At 33.8% G+C, this 25,356-nt stretch carries 22 protein-coding genes and 1 riboswitch; of the genes, 10 read left to right on the top strand and 12 right to left on the bottom strand.

The annotated features are described in order from the left end of the window. Positions 1 to 73 precede the first annotated feature (73 nt). On the top strand, positions 74 to 1,180 hold the full coding sequence (meaB, locus tag LNQ81_RS10130; protein WP_229946399.1) for a methylmalonyl Co-A mutase-associated GTPase MeaB: 1,107 nt from the start codon (positions 74 to 76) through the stop codon (positions 1,178 to 1,180). Positions 1,181 to 1,203: 23 nt separating this feature from the next. Here meaB and LNQ81_RS10125 read toward each other — a convergent pair whose 3' ends face one another. Together LNQ81_RS10125 and LNQ81_RS10120 are read right to left on the bottom strand one after the other, a co-directional pair. Then, the gene (locus tag LNQ81_RS10125) at positions 1,204 to 1,455 is read right to left on the bottom strand and encodes a hypothetical protein (RefSeq protein ID WP_229946396.1); all 252 of its coding nucleotides are present in this window, start codon (positions 1,453 to 1,455) and stop codon (positions 1,204 to 1,206) included. Between the two features lie 6 nt (positions 1,456 to 1,461). Then, a complete protein-coding gene (locus tag LNQ81_RS10120) occupies positions 1,462 to 2,835 on the bottom strand; it encodes an MATE family efflux transporter (protein ID WP_229946395.1) in 1,374 nt (457 codons plus the stop codon). Positions 2,836 to 2,974: 139 nt separating this feature from the next. Between LNQ81_RS10120 and LNQ81_RS10115 the strand changes: the two genes are divergently transcribed. Beyond that, entirely contained in the window at positions 2,975 to 3,499 is a 525-nt protein-coding gene (locus LNQ81_RS10115) for a hypothetical protein (protein ID WP_229946394.1), read from the top strand. Positions 3,500 to 3,554: 55 nt separating this feature from the next. On the opposite strand, the gene LNQ81_RS10110 is transcribed toward LNQ81_RS10115, so the two are convergent. Continuing rightward, positions 3,555 to 4,433, bottom strand: coding sequence for a PPK2 family polyphosphate kinase (locus tag LNQ81_RS10110; protein WP_229946393.1), 879 nt, complete (start codon positions 4,431 to 4,433; stop codon positions 3,555 to 3,557). A 56-nt stretch (positions 4,434 to 4,489) separates the two neighbouring features. On the opposite strand from LNQ81_RS10110, the gene LNQ81_RS10105 reads away from it, so the two are divergent. After that, positions 4,490 to 5,329 (top strand): DUF6929 family protein, encoded by an 840-nt coding sequence (locus LNQ81_RS10105; RefSeq protein ID WP_229946392.1) that lies wholly within the window; start codon positions 4,490 to 4,492, stop codon positions 5,327 to 5,329. Positions 5,330 to 5,404: 75 nt separating this feature from the next. Then, the gene (locus tag LNQ81_RS10100; protein ID WP_229946391.1) at positions 5,405 to 6,100 is read left to right on the top strand and encodes a hypothetical protein; all 696 of its coding nucleotides are present in this window, start codon (positions 5,405 to 5,407) and stop codon (positions 6,098 to 6,100) included. A gap of 80 nt (positions 6,101 to 6,180) precedes the next feature. Here LNQ81_RS10100 and LNQ81_RS10095 read toward each other — a convergent pair whose 3' ends face one another. The 6 genes from LNQ81_RS10095 to nhaA all read right to left on the bottom strand — a co-directional run bounded on the left by LNQ81_RS10095 (position 6,181) and on the right by nhaA (position 14,517). Continuing rightward, positions 6,181 to 7,257, bottom strand: a complete 1,077-nt coding sequence (locus tag LNQ81_RS10095) for an ABC transporter permease (RefSeq protein ID WP_229946389.1) — start codon at positions 7,255 to 7,257, stop codon at positions 6,181 to 6,183. A gap of 88 nt (positions 7,258 to 7,345) precedes the next feature. After that, positions 7,346 to 8,530, bottom strand: a complete 1,185-nt coding sequence (locus LNQ81_RS10090; RefSeq protein ID WP_229946388.1) for an ABC transporter permease — start codon at positions 8,528 to 8,530, stop codon at positions 7,346 to 7,348. 8 nt (positions 8,531 to 8,538) lie between these two features. Then, the gene (locus LNQ81_RS10085; protein WP_229946385.1) at positions 8,539 to 9,525 is read right to left on the bottom strand and encodes an HlyD family secretion protein; all 987 of its coding nucleotides are present in this window, start codon (positions 9,523 to 9,525) and stop codon (positions 8,539 to 8,541) included. 15 nt (positions 9,526 to 9,540) lie between these two features. After that, positions 9,541 to 10,929: a TolC family protein gene (locus LNQ81_RS10080; protein ID WP_229946383.1), complete on the bottom strand. Its 1,389-nt coding sequence runs from the start codon at positions 10,927 to 10,929 to the stop codon at positions 9,541 to 9,543. A 467-nt stretch (positions 10,930 to 11,396) separates the two neighbouring features. Next, the gene (locus tag LNQ81_RS10075) at positions 11,397 to 13,031 is read right to left on the bottom strand and encodes an ABC-F family ATP-binding cassette domain-containing protein (RefSeq protein ID WP_229946381.1); all 1,635 of its coding nucleotides are present in this window, start codon (positions 13,029 to 13,031) and stop codon (positions 11,397 to 11,399) included. Positions 13,032 to 13,164: 133 nt separating this feature from the next. Further along, entirely contained in the window at positions 13,165 to 14,517 is a 1,353-nt protein-coding gene (nhaA, locus tag LNQ81_RS10070; protein WP_229946379.1) for a Na+/H+ antiporter NhaA, read from the bottom strand. Between the two features lie 1,248 nt (positions 14,518 to 15,765). Between nhaA and lipA the strand changes: the two genes are divergently transcribed. After that, complete coding sequence (lipA, locus tag LNQ81_RS10065) at positions 15,766 to 16,638, top strand: lipoyl synthase (protein WP_121965908.1); 873 nt, start codon at positions 15,766 to 15,768, stop codon at positions 16,636 to 16,638. Positions 16,639 to 16,683: 45 nt separating this feature from the next. Continuing rightward, entirely contained in the window at positions 16,684 to 17,691 is a 1,008-nt protein-coding gene (gene gap / locus LNQ81_RS10060) for a type I glyceraldehyde-3-phosphate dehydrogenase (RefSeq protein WP_229946378.1), read from the top strand. Between the two features lie 210 nt (positions 17,692 to 17,901). Here the strand turns inward: gap and yajC are convergent, their stop codons facing one another. The 3 genes from yajC to nusB are packed head-to-tail and all read right to left on the bottom strand — an operon-like array spanning position 17,902 to position 19,614. Beyond that, positions 17,902 to 18,177 (bottom strand): preprotein translocase subunit YajC, encoded by a 276-nt coding sequence (gene yajC / locus LNQ81_RS10055; RefSeq protein WP_229946376.1) that lies wholly within the window; start codon positions 18,175 to 18,177, stop codon positions 17,902 to 17,904. A gap of 20 nt (positions 18,178 to 18,197) precedes the next feature. Then, the gene (locus LNQ81_RS10050; protein WP_229946374.1) at positions 18,198 to 18,644 is read right to left on the bottom strand and encodes a DUF1573 domain-containing protein; all 447 of its coding nucleotides are present in this window, start codon (positions 18,642 to 18,644) and stop codon (positions 18,198 to 18,200) included. Between the two features lie 28 nt (positions 18,645 to 18,672). Continuing rightward, complete coding sequence (gene nusB, locus LNQ81_RS10045) at positions 18,673 to 19,614, bottom strand: transcription antitermination factor NusB (RefSeq protein ID WP_229946372.1); 942 nt, start codon at positions 19,612 to 19,614, stop codon at positions 18,673 to 18,675. A 247-nt stretch (positions 19,615 to 19,861) separates the two neighbouring features. Here nusB and LNQ81_RS10040 point away from each other — a divergent pair, with 247 nt between their 5' ends. The 4 genes from LNQ81_RS10040 (at position 19,862) to LNQ81_RS10025 (ending at position 25,348) form a co-directional block, all read left to right on the top strand. Further along, on the top strand, positions 19,862 to 21,613 hold the full coding sequence (locus tag LNQ81_RS10040; protein ID WP_229946371.1) for an ABC transporter ATP-binding protein: 1,752 nt from the start codon (positions 19,862 to 19,864) through the stop codon (positions 21,611 to 21,613). Between the two features lie 76 nt (positions 21,614 to 21,689). After that, positions 21,690 to 22,049, top strand: a complete 360-nt coding sequence (locus tag LNQ81_RS10035) for a PUR family DNA/RNA-binding protein (RefSeq protein WP_229946369.1) — start codon at positions 21,690 to 21,692, stop codon at positions 22,047 to 22,049. A gap of 95 nt (positions 22,050 to 22,144) precedes the next feature. Next, positions 22,145 to 22,212: riboswitch (Fluoride riboswitch) on the top strand. 24 nt (positions 22,213 to 22,236) lie between these two features. Then, complete coding sequence (locus LNQ81_RS10030; RefSeq protein WP_229946367.1) at positions 22,237 to 23,496, top strand: chloride channel protein; 1,260 nt, start codon at positions 22,237 to 22,239, stop codon at positions 23,494 to 23,496. A 295-nt stretch (positions 23,497 to 23,791) separates the two neighbouring features. After that, a complete protein-coding gene (locus LNQ81_RS10025; protein WP_418887952.1) occupies positions 23,792 to 25,348 on the top strand; it encodes an FMN-binding glutamate synthase family protein in 1,557 nt (518 codons plus the stop codon). The last annotated feature ends 8 nt before the right edge of the window (positions 25,349 to 25,356 follow it).

The following is a 25,356-nucleotide window of genomic DNA, read 5'->3' as shown; positions in this document are numbered from 1 at the left end:
TAAATTTCGAAATATGCCTATTTTTAGTACATTTACCTTTTATCATTGTTACCAACTATTTAGATTCTTAAAAATGTTACAGCATAATCATAATAAATCAGCGTTAACTGAAAACCAAGGTATAGAGCAACCTAATACTACGGATAGAAGTGCTATTGCTAAGTTTCAAGAAAGACGCAGACAAAAAATATCGACAGCTGAAATTATTAATAGAATAATAAACAATGATAAAGTAGCCTTGAGTCAAGGGATTACTTTAATAGAAAGCTTAAATCCTGAACACCATGCTCAAGCAGAAGAAATAGTACAAGGGTGTCTACCTTATGCCAACAAATCTATCCGCATTGGTATCACTGGAGTGCCTGGAGTTGGAAAAAGCACCTTCATAGAAGCATTTGGACTTCTACTTACTCAACTAGGAAAGAAAGTGGCAGTATTAGCTATCGACCCTAGTAGCAGTATCACAAAAGGAAGCATCCTAGGTGATAAAACACGAATGGAAGAATTAGTAAAAGAAGAAAATGCTTTTATACGTCCATCAGCATCAGGAGATAGTTTAGGAGGTGTAGCTAGAAAAACAAGAGAGAGTATTATATTATGTGAAGCCTGTGGTTTTGATACTATTTTGGTAGAGACAGTAGGTGTTGGTCAGAGTGAAACCGCTGTACAGAGTATGGTTGACTTCTTTCTGCTATTAGGTTTGGCTGGTGCAGGTGATGAACTACAAGGGATCAAAAGAGGAATAATGGAAATGGCAGATGCTGTAATTATCAACAAAGCGGATGGTGAGAATGTCAAAAAAGCACATATGGCTAAACTTGATTATAACCGAGCGTTACATCTATTTCCTAGAAAACCATCAGACTGGAGTCCCAAAGTAAGTACCTGTAGCGCTATCGAAAATACTGGTATCCAAGAAATTTGGAATATCATCACACAATACATTGAATTGACAAAAGACAATAGATATTTTGATTTACATCGCAAAGAACAGAATCAATATTGGATGATGGAAACTATCAATGAGAATATATTAATGAACTTCCATAACCATCCTGAAGTAAAAGCAATGCTAGTAGAAAACAAAAAAGCAGTGCAAAATAGTGAGTTATCACCTTTTGCAGCTGCTCATAAAATATTGGATCTTTATTTCAAATCAGACGATTCAAGTAAATTATAAAATCGAAAGTGCTTAATGAAATATTAGTCTTCCTCATCTAATTCTTCATCGTCTACATAACGTTCCATTTCTCTTTCGTAAAACGCTCCTGCTTTAACGATAAGCCCTTCCATCTCTGCTTCTATTTCTTCTTCTTCTGACTCTTCTATCGATTCTAAGAATTCTACCTCATCAGTATTTAAATTGATGATAAATCTTGGAAATTCTAAATGTACAATAAAAATATCCTCTGGATACTCTGTATTATCTGCTAGTACGAACTTTGGTAATTCCATATTATTCTAATTATTATTTATTAATTTGTTTGACAGTTTATGAAAACGCCAATAAAGACAAACTGCTGCCATTGTCAATCCTGCTAATAGCCCTATCCAGATTCCTGCTGCCCCTACACTTGTGTATAGTCCTAAATATATTGACACAGGGAAACCTACAATCCAATATGATACAAAAGTAATAATCATCGGCATATTTACATCTTGAAGACCTCTCAATGCACCTAATGTCACTACTTGAATACAATCTGATATTTGGAATACAGCGGCTACTAATAGTAATTTGCCTGCTAATTTAATCACTTCTTGATTCATTACAGCACTTTCGATGTTTTTATTATCTAAAAACAACATCGGAATGTAGTTGTGGAATAAGACAAAGAGAAGTGCAAAAACAGTGTAAATCAATATTGCCATCAAAATAATAGAACGTGCTACCACTCTTAATTGCACATAATCCTTTAATCCTCTTTGATTTCCTACTCTAATCATCGCTGCTACACTTAATCCACTAGCAAACATAAATGTCATAGATGACATACTAAGCGCTATTTGATTAGCTGCTTGAGCTTCTGTACCTATCATTCCTGATAACCAAACGGCACCAACAAATAAAGCAACTTCAAAGAAACTCATCATTCCTGAAGGGATACCAATCTTAGTAATCCTAGTAATCATAGCCTTCTTTACCTCACTAAACTTTATATCGCTCATAAAAGGCTTAAATATATCCTGTTTATGCAAAGCAAAGTGCATATATATTAACATAACAATACGGGCAATAAGTGTACCATAAGCAGCACCTAACATCCCCATTTTGGGGAATAACCACACACCGTGTATCAAAGAATAACTCAATACAAGATTTGTTATATTAGTAATTAAGGTAGCATACATTGCATTTTTAGTCTTTGACTTACCGTCTGCAAACTGCTTATACGCTTGATACATTACCAATGGAATTAAAGATAATGCAACTATATCTAAGAAAGGTCTAGCTAGTGTAACTACCTCTTCTGGCTGTCCCATATAAATTAATAGTGGCTTGCAAAAATAGATAAGAGCAAACAAAATTAACCCAACAGTAGTACATAAAAACAACCCATTGACAAATACTGAACGACCTTCATTAACATCTTTTGCGGCATCACTATGTGCCACTAGAGGTGTTAAAGCTGTTGAGAATCCGACTCCTAAAGAAATACCTATAAAGACAAAACTATTGGCTAAAGACGCTGCCGCTAATTCTGTTGCACCTATTTTTCCAACTAATATATTGTCAATTACTCCCACTACCGTGTGACCTAACATGGCTAATATAATAGGGTATGCTAATCGTATGTTATATCCGAATTCTTTATAATATACTGATAAATTCATTTACTTAATTTTTGTGCAAATATACTGAGTGTAGATTAAACTAACTTCCCTTATTACGCGAATCAACAAAAACAAATTCTCAAACGGCAAGTTTATTGCAGTGCATTTAGTACAAACAACAAATAAAAACACAAAACTTATGTTCAAGCTCACTAAGAAAATAGCCTTAGCTTCTCTTGCTATTGCTACATTAGCGGCATTACCTGTAACAGCACAAAAAAAAGACAAACCCTATTACCCTAAAGGATTTAGAGTTGGTTTCGGATTAAATGGTGGTCTGCCATTAGACTCTGAATATAATGTCGCCGTAGGTATTGACGCAAGAATACAATATGATGTAAGCCAAAAAACATCATTTACACTTACCTCTGGTTATACTCATCTATTTGATAGTGATAATGGAGACTTAGGTTTAATACCTGTTAAAGCAGGTTTTAAACAATTCTTAAACAAGAATATCTATGCGATGGGAGAACTAGGAGCTGGTATAGGTACACATAAGGGTATGGGAAATACTTTTATATGGTCACCAGCTATAGGGTATGCTAATCGCTATGTAGATATAAGTCTTCGCTACGAAAACTTTAATGATTATAATACAGATCAACTTGCTGTCCGTCTAGCCTACGGATTCTCTTTAAAAAAGAACAGCAAAAAGAAATAGCATATAACTGAATAATAAAGCCAATTCTACTACTAGAATTGGCTTTATTATAAATTTACTCTTCATTCTTTAATGTCTCGATATACAAATCTAAATCTTTCTGAATCTCAGGAGCTAGTCTGGGTAACTTGATATCATCATATTTACTGAATACTTCTTCTAATATCTTAGCAAAAGTAAATCTACAGTATGCCTTATCATCTGCTGGTATCACATACCAAGGACACTGATCAGTAGACGTTCTATTAATAGCTTCTTCATAATACTTCTGATAATCATCCCAATACTCTCTTTCTTTGATATCACTTGGTTCGAACTTCCAATTGTGCTTTTCCTTTTCAAGTCTACGCAATATTCTCTTCTTCTGTTCTTTTTTACTCAAGTGTAAAAAGAACTTCAGTACGATAACTCCATTGTTAGCAATATGCTGTTCGAAATTATTGATTTCCTCATAGCGTTTATCCCAAAACTCTTCTGTTAGATCAGTCGGTTTCTCTATACCAGGTATCATCTCATTCATTACCACTTGCGAATGCACTCGTGAGATTAATACATTCTCGTAGTGACTACGGTTAAAAACAGTAAACTTTCCTCTCTCAGGCAGATTGACATAATGTCTCCATAGATAATCGTGCTCTAATTCATACGAAGTTGGTTTCTTAAAACTCTGTACAACAACTCCTCTAGCATTAAATGATTTGAATACTTCACGTATTAAACTATCTTTCCCTGCAGTATCCATTCCTTGAATACAAATCAGTACACTATAGCGATTATGGGCATACATAACATCTTGAAACTTGCCCAAGTTGCGACTTAACTTGTCTACTTTTCGAAAAGCTTTAGTCATCGAAAAGTTTAAATCAGGAACTGTAGATAGTTCTTCTAACTTCACTTTACTATTGCTTATTCTATATTTTTCTTCTAAATTCATTTCATCACAATTAAAAGCTTAAATTACTACTTTATTTTAAAACAAACATTTATCTCATGAAACAAATTGCTTTAGAACTACTTTTTCAACTATTAGGTATTGGGGCTGCCTCAGGGCTAGTATATGACGATAATCAAGTACATATTATCTCGGACAATTCTACTTACTTTTATCACTATAACATAGAGCAACAACATTTATACAAAACTACTTTAGTTAGTGATAACTTAAGTGAAGAGAATATTCACAAAACTGCTAAACCTGACTATGAATCTATTACTACAGATGGTATCAACTATTATATTTTTGGCTCAGGGTCTAAGCCCAACCGTATAAAATTAGTAGAAGTAAATAGATTGACTAATGAAGTGTTATCAGAGAATGAACTTGATATTCTTTATGATTCTATGAAAAGTTTTGCTAATCTAAGTGATGAGGACTTTAATATTGAAGGAGTGATTTATGATAACGACTTATGGTATTTTTTTAATAGAGGTAATGGGCCTAAAGGAGCTAATGGAATATTCGTTGTAAAGGGAAACAACATATTAAATGACTTCCAAATCACCTATACTCCTATCAAACTACCAAAGCTTAATAAAGTACAAACAAGCTTTACTGACGCCATAAAAGTAGAAGATAAAATATACTTCCTTGCCGCTGCTGAAGATGGTAAATCAACTTATGCTGATGGGGAAATAAAAGGAACTATATTAGGAAGAATAAACACTGCTAAACTAAAACTAGAGAAAACACTAACCATTAGTAACACACATAAATTCGAAGGAATCACACTCTATAGTCAAGAAGGAAACAACTTAGAATTCTTATTATGTGAAGATCCCGACAATGATGAGAATAAATCAGGGATATACAAATTATCAATAAAAAACTAAAAAAGACAATAGTATTAAATATATTTTAGCTAATTTTAACTTATTAATAATTAATAAAATACTAAAAAATTAACTATGGATCCATTAATAATTGCTGCTATTGTTGTTGTCTTTGGAGGTTCTTTTGCTTTTATGTTTTTTCAAATGAAAAAACAAAAAGAAACTACTAAGAAATACGAATCTCCAACTATGATTGCTAAAAGTGAAGAGTTTCAAAAGGAGCTACTATCACAACTTTATGAACAACTTACTGAGGTTCATCCTGAAGAGCCTATCATAGCTTTCACTGAGTGCGCTTACATCAGTAACTTGGCTGAAAAAACCAAAAACACTTTATTAACAGGGTTAAAGGTTATCGGTTGGGGAGCTGTAGGAGTTAAAGCAAAATATCAACAAGTAGATAATGCTGCTTATCTAGTTTTGACCAAAGAACATCTACATTATCTTTTATTTGAAGAAGGAGAATTAACTGATACTTTTTCTTTAACTAAAGAAAAATTGGCAAAAGCAAAAGTAACAGATTTAAATACTACAGATCAAGCTACAAGAGTCTTTGCTACTGCAGGAAATAAAGTAAGTAAAAAGATAGTAATAGAAAATGAAGGTACATCCTTTGATATAATATTCTTTGATAGAATAACAAAAGACACATCAGGTACTCCAGTAGCAGATTATACAACAGGTGTCAAAGATATCTTAGGTAAAAACAGAATAATGGGAATACGTTTTAAAGACAAATTAAAAGAACAATATCCAAATTTGAATCACTAAATTTGGATATTGAAAATAAAAAAAGCAGAAGTAATGATACTTCTGCTTTTTTATTGCTCTAATAATAAAGCTATATTGAATTATTTGTTTTCTCTTCTAAATCTCCTGTTTGTCCAGACTGCAAATATAAAATAAAAAAGACAAAGCCCCCACATTTTAATAAATACGTCGTTAATTTCAGATAATGAAGCTCCGAATTGTGTTAATGATACGAATCCCTTCACCCCTAATGTACTAGGAGCCAAGACAGACACAGCTTTAATCCAAGCCGGAAAAGCAACAGTTGGCCAAGAAGTACCACTTATCATCAACGCTGGGATAGAAAATACAGTAATGCTCATAATAGCATCTTCTCTGCGTTTAAAGAAGTTTACCAATCCCATTCCCAAAAATGTAATAGATAATATAACTGGTATTAAGAACACCATTATCTCAACTATCTTTCCTCTCTGAGGTAAGTTATATACGTGCATGACTATTAATATCTCTATTAATAATAGTACCATAGAAATGACTAAATATGCTAATCCTCTTCCAAAAGTTAAAAAGACATTATTAAATCTTCTTTTCTCTGCATAAGCGAATACTTGAGCAAATCTTCCCCCTTCGCGCAACGTTCCTCCCATAATTCCCATAGCAGTCAATTGTAATGTCTGTAAAGCTATAATGAATACAACAGGCATTAAGAACGTAGCGTATCCTACATTAATATTATATAACGGTACTGCAGTAACATTAAATGGTCGTCTAGTAGCTATGGCCTGATCCATAGGTGTACTTTTAGCCATAGCTTTATTGACCTCTACTTGAGCATTGAATGTTCCCATAGATACCATTACAGCACCTAAAGTCTGTTTATAATACAGCATATAAGAAGCATCAGCATATACTGATATAGCAGGTACTTCCCCTTTTTGCATATCCTTAGTAAAGTCTTTTGGAATCATTATAATCCCTCTTACTTGACCTTTGTCATATATCTCTTTTGCGGCATCAAAATCAGTAGTTCTATAGACCACTTTTATCTGATGAGTTGCATCTATCATTCTGCCTACTTGCTGACCTAGCTTAGCCTGATCATTATCTACAATCGCAACTGGCAGATCATCAAATGTCTCATGTGAATACACGTAAGAATAGAAAAAACCGACTAACATCACTGATAGCATATAAGACATTACTACAGCCGAATCTGAAAATATAAGCTTGAATTCACGCTTACAGGCTTCTAATATTAAAGCGCAATTATTTATCAACCCTCTCAACATTATACCCTCCTTTCTTCAATTTCTTGTAATAAATAGGAATACACAATGCTCCTAAACATACGAACACTGCCATTGTTATTACATAGTTCTGTTGAATACTATTATATTGAATTCCTCTAATCGCATAATCAACTGTAAATCGCATATACGAATGGAAGGGAAATATATAATTAAGCCCTCGAGTGAATGCACTCATCCCTTCTGGTGGAAATGTATATCCTGCAAAAGAGAATGCTAATGCAGCATAAGATCCTCCAATAGTTAACGCAGTACGCATACTTGACAATAGCGTTGCCATAAAGAAAGCCATACTCTGACACACAACCACGAATGAACAAAAGAATAAATTCAACACAAAGAAATTTCCTCTAAAAGGTACTCCTATCTTATAATACAACAGTGAATTCATTAACAACCCTAGTAGGCAGAATATTAAAGTATATGGTAATATGCGAGCGATAATAGCTACGAATATATTGTCATTGCTTCGCTCTAATAATTCTTTACCTCGATTATACTTCAGCACTGAGCCAAATGCATAAATAGAGATTACCATAATGATAATCTGAAATGACATTGGCATAAAAGCAACGTTTAGATAATAACCATAACTTGTATATGGATTATATAACACATGGCTATTAGTACCTGTAGGTACTACTGTAGCGACCGCTTGATCAGCCATCAGTCCACTTTGTTCTAGGCTCATTATCTTTGCTCCTGCAGCAAAACTACCAGCAGTTAACTGAAAGTCTCTTTGGATTAAACCAGCAGGCAGTAGATACTGTCCATTATAGTAACATACTACATTAGTATAGATACTCTTCTGTATATTCTTCTGAAAATCTTTTGGAATTATAATTAGAGCAAAAGAATCTCCTTTTTGAATAGTTTTTTGTCCCTCTAATTCATCACTCACTTCGTAAGCGATATCCATACTTGCAGTAGCATCTATCATACGTCCTAGCTGACGTGACAACTTACTTTTGTCTAAGTCCAATAATGTAACTGGCATATCTCTCGAAATCCCTTTATTCAATAAGGAAAAGTAAAAATAGAATAACATCACAGGTACTCCTATCATCAAGACCAATAGTCTAGGTGAAGAGAATATCCGAACACACTCATCTTTAAATATAGATAAAAAACCTTTTTTCGTCATTAAAATCTCTATTTCAAACTACTTTCTAATACTAATGCACTCATACCAGGTCTAAGCCCCTCAACCTTCTTAGTAGGGTAAGCTTTTATTTGAAAAGTTTTCATATCAAAATCACCTTTAGTCTTAGTTGCAGTCCATGTTGCATAATCTCCTTGAGCGGCAATATATTTTACTTCCAATTCTACTAATTCATCACCTAAAGCAGGAAATCTAGCCATAAACTTACCGTTCATCTTAAACTTAGGCATGAGATCTTCTTTTATATTAAAATAAACCCAAACATCTGACAAGTCTACTAGATTAACCACTGGATAACCAGAGTTAACAATCTCTCCTTTATTAGGCATAATACTAAGTACTTCTCCATTTTGGGGAGCTTTAACATCTCCTTCTCCTTTTAGGGATAACACCTCATTTACTGCTCCTTGTGCTTGTCCTACCATCGCTAATGCAGCTGCTTTATCTTCTACACGAGCACCATTTTGCACCATTTGATACTTAGCATAAGCTGCTTTCTCTACTTCTTGAGAAGCTTTGTATTGTGTATATGCCTCATCTCTTTTTTGAGCAGGTACTACCTTTTCATTAAATAAATTATCGACGCGCTTATACGTTTTTTCTGCTAATTCAGCTCCAGCCTTAGCTTGTTGCCACATATTATAAGTAGCAGATATCTCTTCACCTCTAGCTCCTTTATTCGCTTTGTCATCCATTGCTTGAGCTGCCTTTCTAGCAGACTCTGCTTGTAATAACTTCGCATCTATTTCAGGAGTACTTATTTTTAATAATAAATCACCAGCTTTAACCTGTTGTCCCTCTTTTACTAAAATATCCTCTACTCGTCCTGGTATTTTTGAAGCTACATTAATCTGTGTAGCATCTACCTGTCCTTGTAAATAAGTCTCTGTAGGAGCACTCATATACCATAGTGAGATTATTAAAATCAAAAGTACGATTACGATTGCAACGATTGCACTTACAACTTTATTCTTCATTTCTTAAAGCTTATATTAGTTTGTGTATTGTAAAAAATCATGACTTAACCCAGCTACTTCAAAGAGCGATGCCACTCCTACTGCATAATTATAATTAGCCTGTAGCTTCATCAGTCTTACTCCTGACAGATTCATCTCTGCGTCTACTACTTCTGTAGACGTAGCAAAACCTTCTGAGAAAGCCTTGTTTCGAACGCGAAGATACTCTACTGCCAACTTCTCTTGTACATTAAGATTCTTTATCTGATCTTCTTGTTTTTGTATATCTTGATACAACTTTGCCACTAACATCTTCACATCACTCTTAGCCTTAGCTTCAAATAATTCAACACTTTCTCTAGTTGCTTTAGCTGCTCTAATTTCGTTTTTATTTTTAAATCCTTCAAATAATGTATAAGTAACTCCTACACCTACTACCCAAGGTTTATTATCTTTTTCACCTACTAAAATAGGATTGTTATGAGCTAGAATGGTTTGACCAAATCCAAATACTGTTGGGTAATTAGCAGACTGCTTTACTTTAACTCCTTGATCAGCTAATTCTTTTTGCAATACTAATTTCTGCAAATCCGGATAATTATCATTTGCTGACTCTTGAAAGAAACTTACACTTTCTAATTGTGGAATAGAAAAAAACTCACTGCGCAGATTAGCAGTCACTACATCCATTTCTAATGTGTTAGCCAAAGCTAACCTAGCTAGCTGTGCGTCTTTTAGAGCACCATCTAACTGTCTATTTGCTTCTGATACTGCTACATCTGCACTCATCTTCTCTACTGCCGCTATCATACCATGCTCCTCTAACTTCGTTGCATCATGCAAGTGCTTATTCATTCCTTCTAACACGGCTTTACGCACTATAACTGCTTCTTCTGCTAACTTCACAGAATAATAACGCTGAGCTAATTCAGTAATAAGTTTGTTCTTTGTTTTTTCAAGATCTTTCTCTCCTATTTTACTCTCGATTTCATGCGCCTTTATCGCTGCATTGATCTTCCCTCCTGTATATAAAGGCCATGTCGCCATAAATCCTCCAAATGCCATATCTCGTTTATTAAACGACATAGACCAATTTCCTAATAAATCAGGATTAGGCAAGTGAATAAAATCACCGATGCCATTCTTTAATCCATTTAAGTCAATACCTAGCGAACGTCCAACATAGACTCCGCCACCAAAAGCTTTAATAGAAGGATATCTCAATCCTTTCATTGCTTCCCATTTATAATGATGTATTTCTTCTTGTTTTTCTACTGCTTTAATAAGACTGTTATCTTGATACATCTTATTATACGCTTCAGTGAATGTCATACTCTCTTGGGCATACACTGAACTAGACATACTAAAACAGAATAAAACTCCTCCTATAACTGAAAGATAATTCTTAAAATCTAATCGCTTCATTAACATACCTTCTATTTATATACTTGCAAATATAAAGACTATACTTCAATTATTATATTTTACCTAAAATTATCAATAAATTTAAACTTTTTTAGCACAAACTAGTATTATCTTTTGTCGTTTTTTATCACTTAGTCTAAAAAACCATTTGCTTACCTACAAAACACTTAATTTAACCCAGAATCAGCAATAGACATATAAACGAAAAGTAATTATACAAAATAGCCCTGAATTAGTGAGTAAAGCATACTATAGTATGGTTTAAGAACTAATGAAAGAGATATGAAGTAGAATTGCTTTGCAATATTTGGCTAATGCTGATTCTGGGTTTAACTACTACAAACTAATCACAAAAGATATGCCACGTTACACATTTAATGACAGGTTAAAAATCAACATACAAAAAAAACCTCAATAAGCTATTTACTTATTGAGGTATAATTATAATCACACTGATTTATTTTCTATTACTTTTTCTCGATATCTCTAAGACTCTCCATCTTTTTAAGTTCCAAGAAACCTTTGATATTTTCGAAGTGTTCTACCACGCGTTTATTACCAAACTCGAATACTTTCTCTGCTAATCCATCTAAGAAATCACGGTCATGAGATACTAAAATCACAGTTCCTTCGAACTCCTTTAAAGCATCCTTGATAATATCCTTCGTCTTCATATCTAAGTGGTTCGTCGGCTCATCCAGAATCAATACATTATAAGGTTCTAACAACAGTTTTACCATTGCTAAACGAGTCTTCTCTCCTCCAGATAATACCTTCACTTTCTTTTGAATATCATCTCCAGAGAACATAAATGCCCCTAAGATATTTTTAATCTGTGTTCTGATATCTCCCTCTGCGATTCTATCTACAGTTTCAAATATCGTCTGATTCTCATCTAATAATGAAGCTTGATTCTGTGCGAAATACCCCACCTGAACATTATGACCTAACTCTAAACTTCCTTCGAAGTCTATTTCTTTCATAATCGCCTTAATCATAGTAGACTTACCTTCACCATTCTTTCCTACGAAAGATACTTTCTGTCCGCGCTCTACTACTATACTTGCATCCTTAAACACTACGTGATCACCGTACTTCTTAGAAAGCTCTTTCACTACGATAGGATACTGTCCAGAACGTGCAGCTGGTGGAAATTTTAATCTCAATGCTGAGTTATCTACTTCATCTACTTCGATAATATCTAACTTTTCTAACATCTTCACACGTGATTGCACTTGCAACGTTTTTGAATATGTTCCTTTAAAACGCTCGATGAACTCCGTATTTTCAGCAATCATCTTTTGTTGCTCCTCATACGCTTTTAACTGGTGAGCACGTCTATCTTGACGCAATACTAAATAGTCAGAATATTTAGCTTTATAATCATAGATTTTACCCATCGTTACTTCTATCGTACGATTAGTAATATTATCAACGAATGCACGGTCATGCGAAATAACCATAACGGCCTTAGCCGAATTAATCAAGAAATCTTCTAACCACTGAATACTCTCGATATCCATGTGGTTCGTAGGCTCATCTAATAAAATCAAATCTGGCTTAAGCAATAATATCTTTGCTAATTCGATACGCATTCTCCATCCTCCACTAAATTCAGAAGTAGGACGTGAAAAATCTTCTCTTGTAAACCCTAATCCTTTAAGAATCTTCTCTACCTCTGCTTCATAATTCACTTCTTCGATAGAATAGAACTTCTCACTTAACTCAGATACTCTCTCAATCAACTTCATATAAGCATCACTCTCATAATCCGTACGTACAGTCAGCTCTTCATTAAGCTCATCTATCTCTTTTTTCATTGAGAATACCTCAGAGAACGCTTTAGAAGTTTCCTCCATTACTGTACAGTTATCAGCAGTCAGTAAATGCTGTGGTAAGTATGCTATAACAGCATCTTTAGGTGCAGATATAGCTCCAGATGAAGGCTTATTCTCCCCTGCTACTATCTTTAATAAAGTAGATTTTCCTGCTCCATTTTTTCCCATTAGAGCAATCTTGTCGTTTTCATTGATTGAAAAATTGACACCACTAAATAAAGTAGTACCTCCGAACTGAACTGAAATATCGTTAACTGTAATCATGTAACTGCGTGTATCTGTTTTGAATTAAGTTGCAAATATAGTATTTGTTAAAGACCAACCACTACATTTAGAACATAAAAAAGCTCTGTGAAATTAAATTCCACAGAGCTCATTTATATATTATCTAGAATTTCTATTCTGCTTGTACTCCTGTTTTCTTTCCATTCATAAATAGTAGAATGTATCCTATAATACCACCTAAACCTGACGCAATAAGAATACCTAACTTAGCCTGATCAGGAAATTCTGGATGAAGATTAATATCAAAAGCTAATTCTGTAACGAATAAGGACATCGTAAATCCAATAGCTGCTAAGAATCCCAATCCTAATAAATTAATATAAGTCATTCCCTTAGGCATAGGCACTACTTTTAGCTTGATCAACAGACCTGTTAGACCTGCTACTCCGATAACCTTACCAACTAATAATCCGAAAGCTACTCCTAATGTCACAGCACTTAATCCTCCATCTCCTAAATGAATAGGAATAGCAGCATTCGCTAATGCAAAAACTGGCATTACAAAGAATGAAACAAAATTATGCATACTGTGCTCTAAACGAATAGATGGAGGCAAAGCACCTGCAGATAATTCTTTTATATCCTGCACACACTCCATTTGTTCTCCTGTCAAATGAGGAACCTTATCATCAGGATCTATCTTACTAAAGCGATCTCTTAATTTATTTAATTTAGCCACGAAATATGATTCGTGTACTTTAGCCTTACTCGGAATAGCAAAAGCTACTAATACTGAAGCAATAGTAGCATGTACTCCTGATAATAAGAAACACAACCACACTCCACCAATACCAATAACAGCGTAATACACTGTATTTCTAACTCCGATAAAATTACTTAATAACAACAAGCCAAAGAACCCTAATCCCATACCTAAATGAAGCATAGATAGCTCATTCGTATAGAATATAGCAATAACTAATACAGCACCTAAATCATCTGCTATAGCTAATGCTGTTAAGAACACCTTTAATGAAGTTGGTACCTTATCCCCTAATAAAAATAATACCCCCAATGCAAAAGCAATATCAGTTGCCATTGGGATACCCCATCCATGAGCAGCATCTGTACCTGCATTAAAGAATGTATATACTAAAGCTGGTACTACCATCCCTCCTATTGCTGCGATGATAGGTAACATCGCTTTCTTAGGTGAAGATAGCTCTCCAGTAGTTAATTCACGTTTAAGTTCTAACCCCACTACAAAGAAGAAGATAGCCATAAGACCGTCATTTACCCATAATTTAAGTGAGTGGTTTAAAACCATATCATTTAACGAAAAGCCTATATGAGTATCATCCCAAAAACTTACATACGCATCAGCCCACTGTGAGTTGGCCATAAAAATAGCAAACATTGCTGCTACGAATAATACCATTCCCCCTGATGTAGACTTGCTCATGAAGCGACTCATCGGATTTGAAATCCACTTATCTGCTGGGGTTACCTTAATTTGATCTTCCATTTTGTTGTAAAATAAATAATAGCGAATATATATTTTCTCTACTGTTTACACAAGTATATACCGTATTTTTTACAAATATCTAAATTAATAACAGTAAAAAACTTCTTATTTTAAATATTTCACAGTTATACACTAAACCCCTCTAAAAACCTAACTCACTATATTAACCTCATTAAACATTCCTTTTTTTTATCAATCTAGAAAATTTATTCCCCTTTTTAAATGAAGTACATAAATTATATAGTAACATTACGTCACAATCGCTCTAATTAGTTCATTGATAATTTACTAAATCACGTTAAAGAAAAAGCGTTTACCATCTTAAACCAAGCTATTTCCTCTTCATCTGCCTTCTAGTCAAAATCTAGCCCCTCCCAAAACATGTTCATAGTATAGGAGACTAGACATTCTTAAAAAGCAACTGAGAGCAAAAACCTTTTTGGAGAATTATAAAATATAACACCCCCTTGCTGATATCTCCCGAATAAGTGCAGTTTCACTGCCCTATCCCTGCTCATGAGGCCTCTCTCAGCAAGCGTACCGCATACATACCTCGCGCATTGCTTAACGAAATAGTATCCCAAATAACTGAAATAAACCTCTACTAAAATTTGATTGTGATTATAAAACCTAATTTGCTGGCGCAGATTTGTAATCTGTGCCTCCTCCTCTTTTAAGACACTTGCAAGGGTCACGATAGTAAAACTAGGATTTTTAGCTGAGGGAAGAAAACGCCACTTTTAACCACTTTTTGCCTACGCTGTCTAAACTCTCCATAATCACACAAAATCGTCAATCCCTTATATACAAAAGGCTGAAGATGGTATATTGGAGGGTTTGTTCGGGAAGTGTTGTAGAAGGCTTTTTGTAGTTCTTCAGAAAAAAGGCCCTCTTTCCGAACAATTGCTGAATTATTCCGCAGCCCTTCCGAAGAAAAAGATGCACCACCACGCACAAAACACTATAAATCAATATATTAAATTTAAAAATAGAGTCCATTTTAAGCAAAAAGCGGCCTTTTTTGCCCTTTTGGGATCAATTTTGCCAAAAGTGCCATTCTCCAAAAAAAAGAATTTTAATAACCGTAGTTTTGTGGTATAATCAAATATACACAATAATTTGTTTTTTATGTCCTCTACTTCCAATTTTTAACTCATTTGTTAATTTTGATTTTAGAATGCTTTTTACAGATTTAAGACGATAAAAGTCTTAAGAATAAGTATATTTGTACTTTCATAAAATGATACTATGGATACAATCTTAGACACCAATATAGAACCTAAAGCTAAACCAAAATGGCTACGTGTGAAGCTTCCTACAGGGAAGAAATACACTGAACTTAGAGGTTTAGTAGATAAATATAAACTTAACACAATCTGTACTTCGGGTAGTTGTCCTAATATGGGAGAATGCTGGGGAGAGGGAACGGCTACATTTATGATATTAGGAAATATCTGTACGCGTTCTTGTGGATTCTGTGGAGTAAAAACAGGACGTCCTGAAACAGTGGATTGGGATGAACCAGAGAAAGTAGCTCGTTCGATCAAATTAATGTCTATCAAACACGCTGTTATCACTAGTGTGGATAGAGATGACCTTAAAGACGGTGGGTCTATTATCTGGGCAGAAACTGTGCAAGCAGTGAGAAGAATCAGTCCCGGCACAACAATGGAAACATTGATACCTGATTTCCAAGGAATAGAAAGAAATATAGACCGTATCATCGAAGTCAATCCAGAAATCGTATCTCACAATATGGAGACGGTAAGAAGACTGACGCGTGAAGTACGTATACAGGCTAAATACGATAGAAGTTTAGAAGTACTTAGATATCTAAAAGAAAAAGGTATCAACAGAACTAAGTCTGGTATCATGCTAGGTCTAGGAGAAACTGAAGAAGAGGTAATCCAAACAATGCATGACCTTAGAGCAGTAAACTTAGATGTATTAACCATCGGTCAATACTTACAACCAAGTAAAAAACACTTACCTGTAAAAGAGTTTATCACTCCAGAGCAGTTTGAGAAATACGAGAAAATAGGACTAGAATTAGGCTTTAGACACGTAGAGAGTGGTGCTTTAGTTCGCTCTTCTTACAGAGCTCAAAAACACCTACTTTAGTATAATTAAGGTCGCGTAGAACGCGACCTTCTTCTTTTAAAAATTATGACTAAAATAAAAATAGCTATAAATGGTTTCGGACGTATAGGACGCAACCTTTTTAAACTTCTCCTAGATCATCCTACGATACAAGTAGTCGCTATAAATGATCTAGCCGATGCACAGACAATGGCGCATCTACTTAAATACGATAGTATACACGGTATTCTTCAGAAAGAAGTTTCTTTTGATGAGAATCACATTATCGTAGACAATACTAAAATCTCCTTCTTCAGAGAAAGTGAAATCACTGGATTAGATTGGAAATCACTAGATATAGACTATGTAGTAGAAGCTACTGGTCGTAGAAAAACACATAGTTTATTAGAACAACATATTCAACAAGGTGCTAAACGTGTCATCCTATCTGTACCACCAGAGGATTATGCAATAAAGACTATTGTACTGGGAGTTAATCACGATATCCTAACAGGTGAAGAACTAATCATCTCTAATGCGAGCTGTACTACTAATAATGCTGCTCCTATGGTCAAAGTGATTAAAGAGCTATGCGGTATAGAGCATGCATACATTACTACTGTACATTCTTATACGACAGATCAAAGCTTACACGATCAGCCACATAAAGATTTACGCAGAGCTAGAGGAGCTGCTCAGTCTATAGTACCTACTACCACTGGTGCCGCAAAAGCTTTGTCTAAAATATTCCCAGAGTATGAGGGCAAGATAGGTGGTGGTGGTATCCGTGTACCTGTACCTGATGGATCACTAACTGACATTACATGTATTGTCAAAAGAAAAGTAGAAATAGAAGAAATAAACGAGGCGTTCAAAAAAGCTGCCGAGGGAGAATTAAAAGGTATATTAGCCTACACTTCTGACCCTATCGTTTCTGTAGACATCATAGGTAACACGAATTCGTGCTTATATGATTCACAACTGACTTCTGTATTAGATAAGATGGTAAAGGTAGTAGGATGGTATGATAATGAGATAGGATATTCGTCTCGATTAATAGACCTGATTACATACTTCGAGAAGATAAAAAAGTAAAAACATAAAAAAACCACCTTTATCGAAGGTGGTTTTTTATATATAAGCTAACCTTAAATCTACAACTACCATATACTGCGAATTCATTCTACTTTACATAGTTTCAATTAACTCTAAAACTACACTATAGTGTGCTTTAATCGTTAATCTTGCTCTGTCTTGTACGAATTCATTCTCGTTTAAATGTTATCTACAGATTTAAGATGCTAATTACTTTTTCTCATTTAATTTTTGGCTCATTTCCATAGAGATTGCAGAACGCTCCATTAATAACTTACCTGCCATTGTTTCTATAACAACTGTAGTATCGTTTAATTCATTGATTCTACCGTGAATTCCAGACTTAGTAACAATACGATCACCTACTTTGATAGCAGCTTCATACGCTTTCTCTTGTTTCATTTTCTTTTGTTGTGGGCGTATCATTAAAAAGTAGATTACCACGAACATTAAAATTATAGGTAAAAATTGTTGAATGTTTTCCATTTGGTTTAGTTTATAGATTATTAATTATCGCGAAGTCCTACATTAGCTTTAATAGTAAGTACTTCTTCTGCTTTTTCTGTATTCGTAACCAAAGTTACTGTTTTTTGCTGTTGTCCTTCTGCTCCAGTTTGGAATCTAACAGTTATTTTAGAAGTTTCTCCTGGTTTAATAGGCGTCTTTTGATACTCTGGTACAGTACATCCACAAGATGTAGTTGTATTAATAATAATCAAATCTGCTTTACCTGTATTTGTAAGTTCAAATTCGGTAGTAACGGCTTCATTATTAAGAATATTTCCAAAATCGTGTACAACTTTATCAAACTTAATAATAGGATACTCCTCACTTGTCTTAACTCCCTCTACAATTGCTGCATTTTCTTTGTCAATTTGACTAGACGCATTACTCTCTTTACAAGAAACAACTGTTAAAGCTGTAGCTAGTGTTAATAAAACAATTTTTTTCATAGTTCTTAACTTGATTTAGGTTATCAGACTACAAAAGTCCTTTTCCTATTTTATTTAATCTATTTTCATCATTATAAGCTTTAGATATATTATCTAAAACTCCATTGATAAAAATACTACTTTTCGCAGTAGAATACTCTTTTACAATCTCTAAATATTCGTTAATAGTAACTTTTACTGGTATAGAACCAAATTTTAGAAATTCACAGATAGCCATTCTCAAGACAATTGTATCTAACTCAGCAATACGTTCTGGATCCCAGTTAGGCGTCTTATTCTCAAACTCTTTTGTCAATTCATTAAAGTTCAGGATTGTTTTTCTATACAAGTTGATTGCAAAATCTTGATCTTCTGAATCCTTATATAACTTAGGAACTATAAACTGTACGTCGCGCTCCTTAAGTTGACGAAGTTGTTTTTGAATCATTGTATTCACTACAGGAATATCGTCTAACCAAGTAAGTTTACTATCTTCTAAGAATTCATACACCTTTTCATTTGGTGCAATCACTTCAGTAAATATATCACATACAAACTGGCGATCATCCTCAAATGTAACTTCTCCCTTCGCCATATACGTTTTAAAGAAAGAGCTTTCTTTAACTTCATCTAATAACATTTGAATATAGTTATCATGTACTTGCCATGTAGTAATTCCTTTTTCTTCTATCTTATTTGATATAGATGTAGAATTTTCCAACAAGTCTAAAACTTTATTCTCGATAAATCGTTTACTTGGATTTCGTTCTGCAGCTGTAGCTAAATGTTTTTTTTGTGCTAAGGAGATATACTCGACTTCTTTCTTTCTAATCTCTATTAATGTAGAAATCATTAATAAGTATAGATCTTGTAGATTTTCTATACTATTGATTAGAAACTTTTCTCCTGACTGAATTTGTTCAGAATTACTTTGTTGCATTGCATAAAGCGTTTGCATAACCTTTATACGAATGTGTCTTCTGTTTAACATGCTACTTAAGAACTTTTAAAATAATATATTGTTGTTTGTATAACGGCGCAAAGGTATAAAAATATACTTTTAATCAAATTAGATTTTTGACAGAACTGTATATTTTAACGTGAATTTTAATAATTTATTTATTTTCTTACAATTTAGGATCTCTAATAAACCTTTATATTTGCAACTATCAAAGGGTGTTCACACCTGTTTTTTAATGAATTATTAAAAATGTTAGTTATTAACATTTATTCTAGATATGAGCGCATTACGTCAATTAAACAAATACTTTTTTAAGTATAAATACCGTTTCTTAATAGGAGTGATCATCACTATAGCGGCACAAATATTCACCTTATACACACCTAAACTAGTTGGAGATTCTATTCGTACATTAGAACAGATGACTGTATTCGATAAAGGAGAGGTGACTTCCATTCTACTTGAGAATATCATTTGGATTCTAATTACAACACTAGTTGCAGGATTCTTAACTTTCTTAATGAGACAGACACTTATCGTGATGTCTCGCCATATAGAATTTGATTTAAAGAATGATATCTTTAAACATTATGAGGTACTTTCTCAAAATTTCTATAAACGCAACAGAACTGGTGATTTAATGAACCGAATCAGCGAAGATGTTGGTAAGGTAAGACAGTATGTGGGACCTGCTGTGATGTATTCTATTAATACTTTAATTAGATTTGCAGTAGTATTAACACAGATGTACTTAATCTCGCCCCAACTGACATTCTATTCACTATTACCTTTGCCTTTATTAGGATATTACATCTTTAAACTAAGCAGACAGATCAATGAGAGAAGTTCAATATTCCAAGCGAACTTATCAAAATTAACAACATTCACTCAAGAAATGTTCTCTGGAATTCGTGTAATCAAAGCCTACTCAAGTGAACAAGACAAACAAAATGAGTTTAGTGAACTAGCACAAGAGAGTAAAGACAAATACTTAAAATTAGCGAAAACAAGTGCGTTAATTGCTCCTTTGATGATATTCTTAATTGGGTTAAGTAACTTAGTGGTTATCGCAGTAGGTGCTTTAATGTTCTTTAACGGTCAAATACCTGATATCGGTATTATCGCACAGTTTATCTTATATATTAATATGTTGACTTGGCCAGTAGCATCACTTGGATGGGTATCTACTATGATACAAGAAGCTGAAGCTTCTCAGAAGCGAATTAATGAGTTCTTAAATGAAAAACCTGATATCTATAATACTACTCATAATCACACAATTATAGGCGGAAAAATAGTTTTTGACAATGTATCCTATACTTATGAAGATACAGGAATTAAAGCACTTCAGAATGTATCATTCACACTAGAAAAAGGAAAAACACTTGCCATACTAGGAAAAACGGGTTCTGGTAAATCTACTCTACTTACGTTAATTAGTAGAATGTATGACATTGATAAAGGGACAATATATATAGATAATACACCTATAAAAGACTGTAATCTTCAAGATCTAAGACAAGCTGTAGCTGTAGTACCACAAGATGCATTCTTGTTTTCAGATAGTATCAGCAATAATATTAGATTTGGAAAAGAGAACGCTACAGAAGAGGAAATTATTGAAGTAGCCAAAAAAGCTGTTGTACATGACAACATCATACAATTTAACAAAGGCTATAATACTATATTAGGAGAAAGAGGATTAACATTATCTGGTGGGCAAAAACAACGTGTTTCAATAGCCAGAGCTCTAATAAAAGATGCTCCAATCTTAATTCTTGACGATGCTTTATCAGCTATAGATACAGAAACTGAAGAGAAAATACTCCAAAATCTAGAAGAACACAGCAAAAATATCACGACATTAATCGTCACGCACAGAGTCTCTTCTGCCAAAAATGCAGACCAAATAATAGTCCTTGATAATGGTCAAATCATAGAACAGGGTACACACAGTGAACTAATAAACACAGAAGGGTACTACAGTGAGCTATACCAAAAACAATTAAATGAAAAAGAATTGTTATAAATAGTTGGTTTATTAGGTTTTTTTTTAGACTTTTGAATGCTATATGAACAAATCAATTAATTGATAAGAAGGAATTATGAGAGATAACGAAATGTTAGAAAAAGAAGAAATTTTTTCAAAAGTACTAAGAGCAGGGAGAAGAACTTATTTCTTTGATGTTAGATCTACAAAGGCAGATGACTATTACATAACAATTACTGAGAGTAAAAAGTTCACAGAAGATGATGGATCTTTTCACTTTAAGAAACACAAAATCTACTTGTACAAAGAAGATTTCGGTGCGTTTAGAGAGATCTTAGATGAGATGACTCAGTTTGTAGTAGATCACAAGGGAGAAGAAGTTATTTCTGAAAGACACCAAAAAGATTTCAAAAAAGAATATTCGTCAGAAGATGAAGTAAGTTCATTTACTGATGTTAATTTTGATGATATTTAATAGAATACAAAATAAAATGAGTCCAAGTTATTTAGCTTGGACTTTTTTTATACCTTTGTTTTAAGCTAGTGATTTATTATCAATGTACTAGCCAACACATTATAGGCAATGATGTCTGCCTCGAACCGCTTCTTCATTGAATGCTGATGACGTCTACCATAAATAGTAATTTACTAAATGATAGACTATGCAATTTAATTACCACAACTTCAAAGAAGCTTTTACAACAGAACACACTTTATTATCACTATCTATAAGATGGGGATTTATAGTCATACTTGTCGGTGTAGCCATAGGTAGTGTATCCGCCTTATTCTTACACTTACTAGAATTAGTAACAGAGATAAGAATAGAACATGCTTATCTATTATATGGTTTACCTATCGGAGGATTGAGTATTGGCTTACTTTATCACTACTATGGAGGAGAGACTAATAAAGGCAATAATCTTATCATAGAAGAATACCATACCCCTGACAAAACTATACCTTTTAAGATGTTTCCATTAGTCCTTATCGGAACACTAACTACTCACCTATTCGGAGGATCGGCAGGAAGAGAGGGTACAGCTATACAAATGGGAGGTACTATAGCTGATCAATTCACAAGCTTATTTAAACTAGATCCAGAGGATAGAGATACTCTGCTATTAATGGGAATAAGTGCAGGTTTTGCATCCGTTTTTGGTACGCCAATAGCTGGTATATTTTTTGCTTTTGAACTAATGCTATTCAAGAAATTCAATATTAAAGCTATACTACCTGTAATCATCACAGCGTATATCAGTCACTATATATGTATCCTATGGGGAATAAATCACACTGTTTACACAGTAGATGCATTAGCGTCATATAGTTTAACTACACTAGCAAGTATCGCTCTAGCAGGTATCCTCTTTGGGATAACAGCTTATCTATTTATCCATAGCACTAAACTTTGGAATAAGTTATTTACTAATTTTATTACCTACCCTCCTCTAAGACCATTTATAGGGGCGATCATCTTTATAATCCTAATATTACTTATAGGTAGTACAGACTACTTAGGATTAGGAGTTCCTATAATTGTTAATTCCTTTACATATCAGATGGTATGGAACGTCTTCTTATTAAAGATTTTTTTTACAAGTTTAACACTAGGGGCAGGTTTTAAAGGGGGAGAAGTAACTCCTCTCTTCTTTATAGGAGCAACATTAGGAAGCTTCTTATCTATTTACTTAGATTTACCAGTAAGCTTAATGGCTGCATTAGGTTTTGTAGCAGTCTTCTCAGGAGCAACTAAAACACCTATTGCCTGCACATTTATGGGAATGGAGCTTTTTGGCATAGAATATGCTATTTTACTTGCGTTAACATGTTTTATAGCCTATAGAGTCTCTGGAAAACAAAGCGTGTATAATTCACAATATAAAAACAACAATAAAACAAGTGTTTCAAAACTGAATTAAATATAGATTATCAAAGCATAAATAACATATTATCAAAGCACTATTATCAAAAGAGTATAAAATTATCAATTTGATATTTTGATGGCTTTATAATCCGAAAATTATAATTACAAAAATGAGGTAAATTCAAAATCTTTGCTACCTTTGCTTCGTAAATTTCAGGAAATATGGATTGATTTGAGACGAGAAAACAGTAAGCCTTAAACCAATAAATAACTACTGATTTAGAATAAAAAATAAACAGACAATTCTATTACAAACTAAACAACAAAAGATTGCATTAAAATTCTATTTTATGTTTCACAAAAAATTTTTAAACCGGTTTACATTTGGACAATTAACGGTTGCTATCGTTTTTCTTTACCTTATCTGCTCTATTGCTTCGTTCATTTTCTGTAACCAATCAACTGCAAGTATAGTAAATATCATTATTTCAGGTTTTCTTGTAACACTTGCTGTAATAGATAAATTACAAGACAAACATACAATTCGTAAAAACTACCCAATTTTCGCAAGATTCAGATATATGTTTGAAGCTATCAGACCTGAGATGCGTCAATACTTCTGGGAAGGTGAATTAGACGGAAAACCATTTAATAGACGTGAACGTTCAATCGTTTATCAAAGAGCAAAAAACGAGAAACAGACTGTTTCTTTTGGTATGCAAGATGACCCTAACCGTATTGGTTACGAATGGGCTTCTCACTCAGTATACCCTAAACATATATCAGATACAAATTTTAGAACTACTATCGGTAGTGACTTATGTAGTCAACCATATAGTGCAAGTGTTTATAACATTAGTGCAATGAGTTATGGTGCTTTAAGTAAAAAAGCAATTACAGCTTTAAACGAAGGAGCTAAGATAGGTGGATTCGCACACAATACAGGAGAAGGTGGAATCAGTCAATACCACCGTTCAGGAGGAGATATCATTTGGCAAGTAGGTACAGGATACTTCGGATGTCGTAATGAGAAAGGTTTCTTTGACGATGCTTTATTTGAAGAGCGTTCTAACTATCCTGAAGTTAAAATGATCGAGCTTAAACTATCTCAAGGAGCAAAACCTGGTCATGGAGGTCTTTTACCTGCTGAGAAGAATACACTTGAGATTTCTAAAATCCGTAGTATTACTCCTCACACTACTGTACACTCTCCATCAAGTCACTCTGCTTTCTCTAACCCAACAGAGTTAGTGCACTTCATCGCTAAGTTGAGAAAGTTATCTAATGGTAAACCTATTGGTTTTAAAATCTGTATTGGTAAAAAAGACGAGTTCTTAGATATCGTGAAAGCGATGGTGGAAACAAATATCTACCCTGACTTTATCACTATTGATGGTGCTGAAGGAGGAACAGGTGCTGCTCCATTAGAGTTTATCGATTATATGGGTATGGCATTAAATGATGCTTTAGTATTCGCTAATAAAGCATTAATCGAAAACGGACTAAGAGATAAAGTTAAATTACTAGCTTCTGGTCGTATTATTTCTGCTTTTGACATTGCTAAAACAATGGCTTTAGGAGCTGATGCTTGTTACAGTGCACGTGGTATGATGTTCGCTTTAGGATGTATCCAAGCTCTACAATGTGATAGTGGTCACTGTCCAGTAGGTATTGCTACTCAAGACGAAACTTTATACAAAGGATTAGACGTTACTGATAAGAGAATGCGTGTAGCTAACTTCCATAAAAATACTATGAAAGCTTTAGGTGAATTTATCTCAGCTTGTGGATATGAAAATACACAAGAAGTTAACCCTAACACATTCTATAAACGTATTGACCACGGTGTAATTAAAAGTTTCCAAGACATGTACTTCGGTAACTTAGACACTAGAAAAGTAAAATAGTAGCTCTA

The sequence above is a fragment of the Myroides oncorhynchi genome (assembly GCF_020905415.1).
GTDB classification, from domain to species: Bacteria; Bacteroidota; Bacteroidia; order Flavobacteriales; family Flavobacteriaceae; genus Flavobacterium; species Flavobacterium oncorhynchi_A.
Note: the sequence above shows the minus strand (reverse complement) of the source record. Positions and strands in the feature narration are given on the sequence as shown.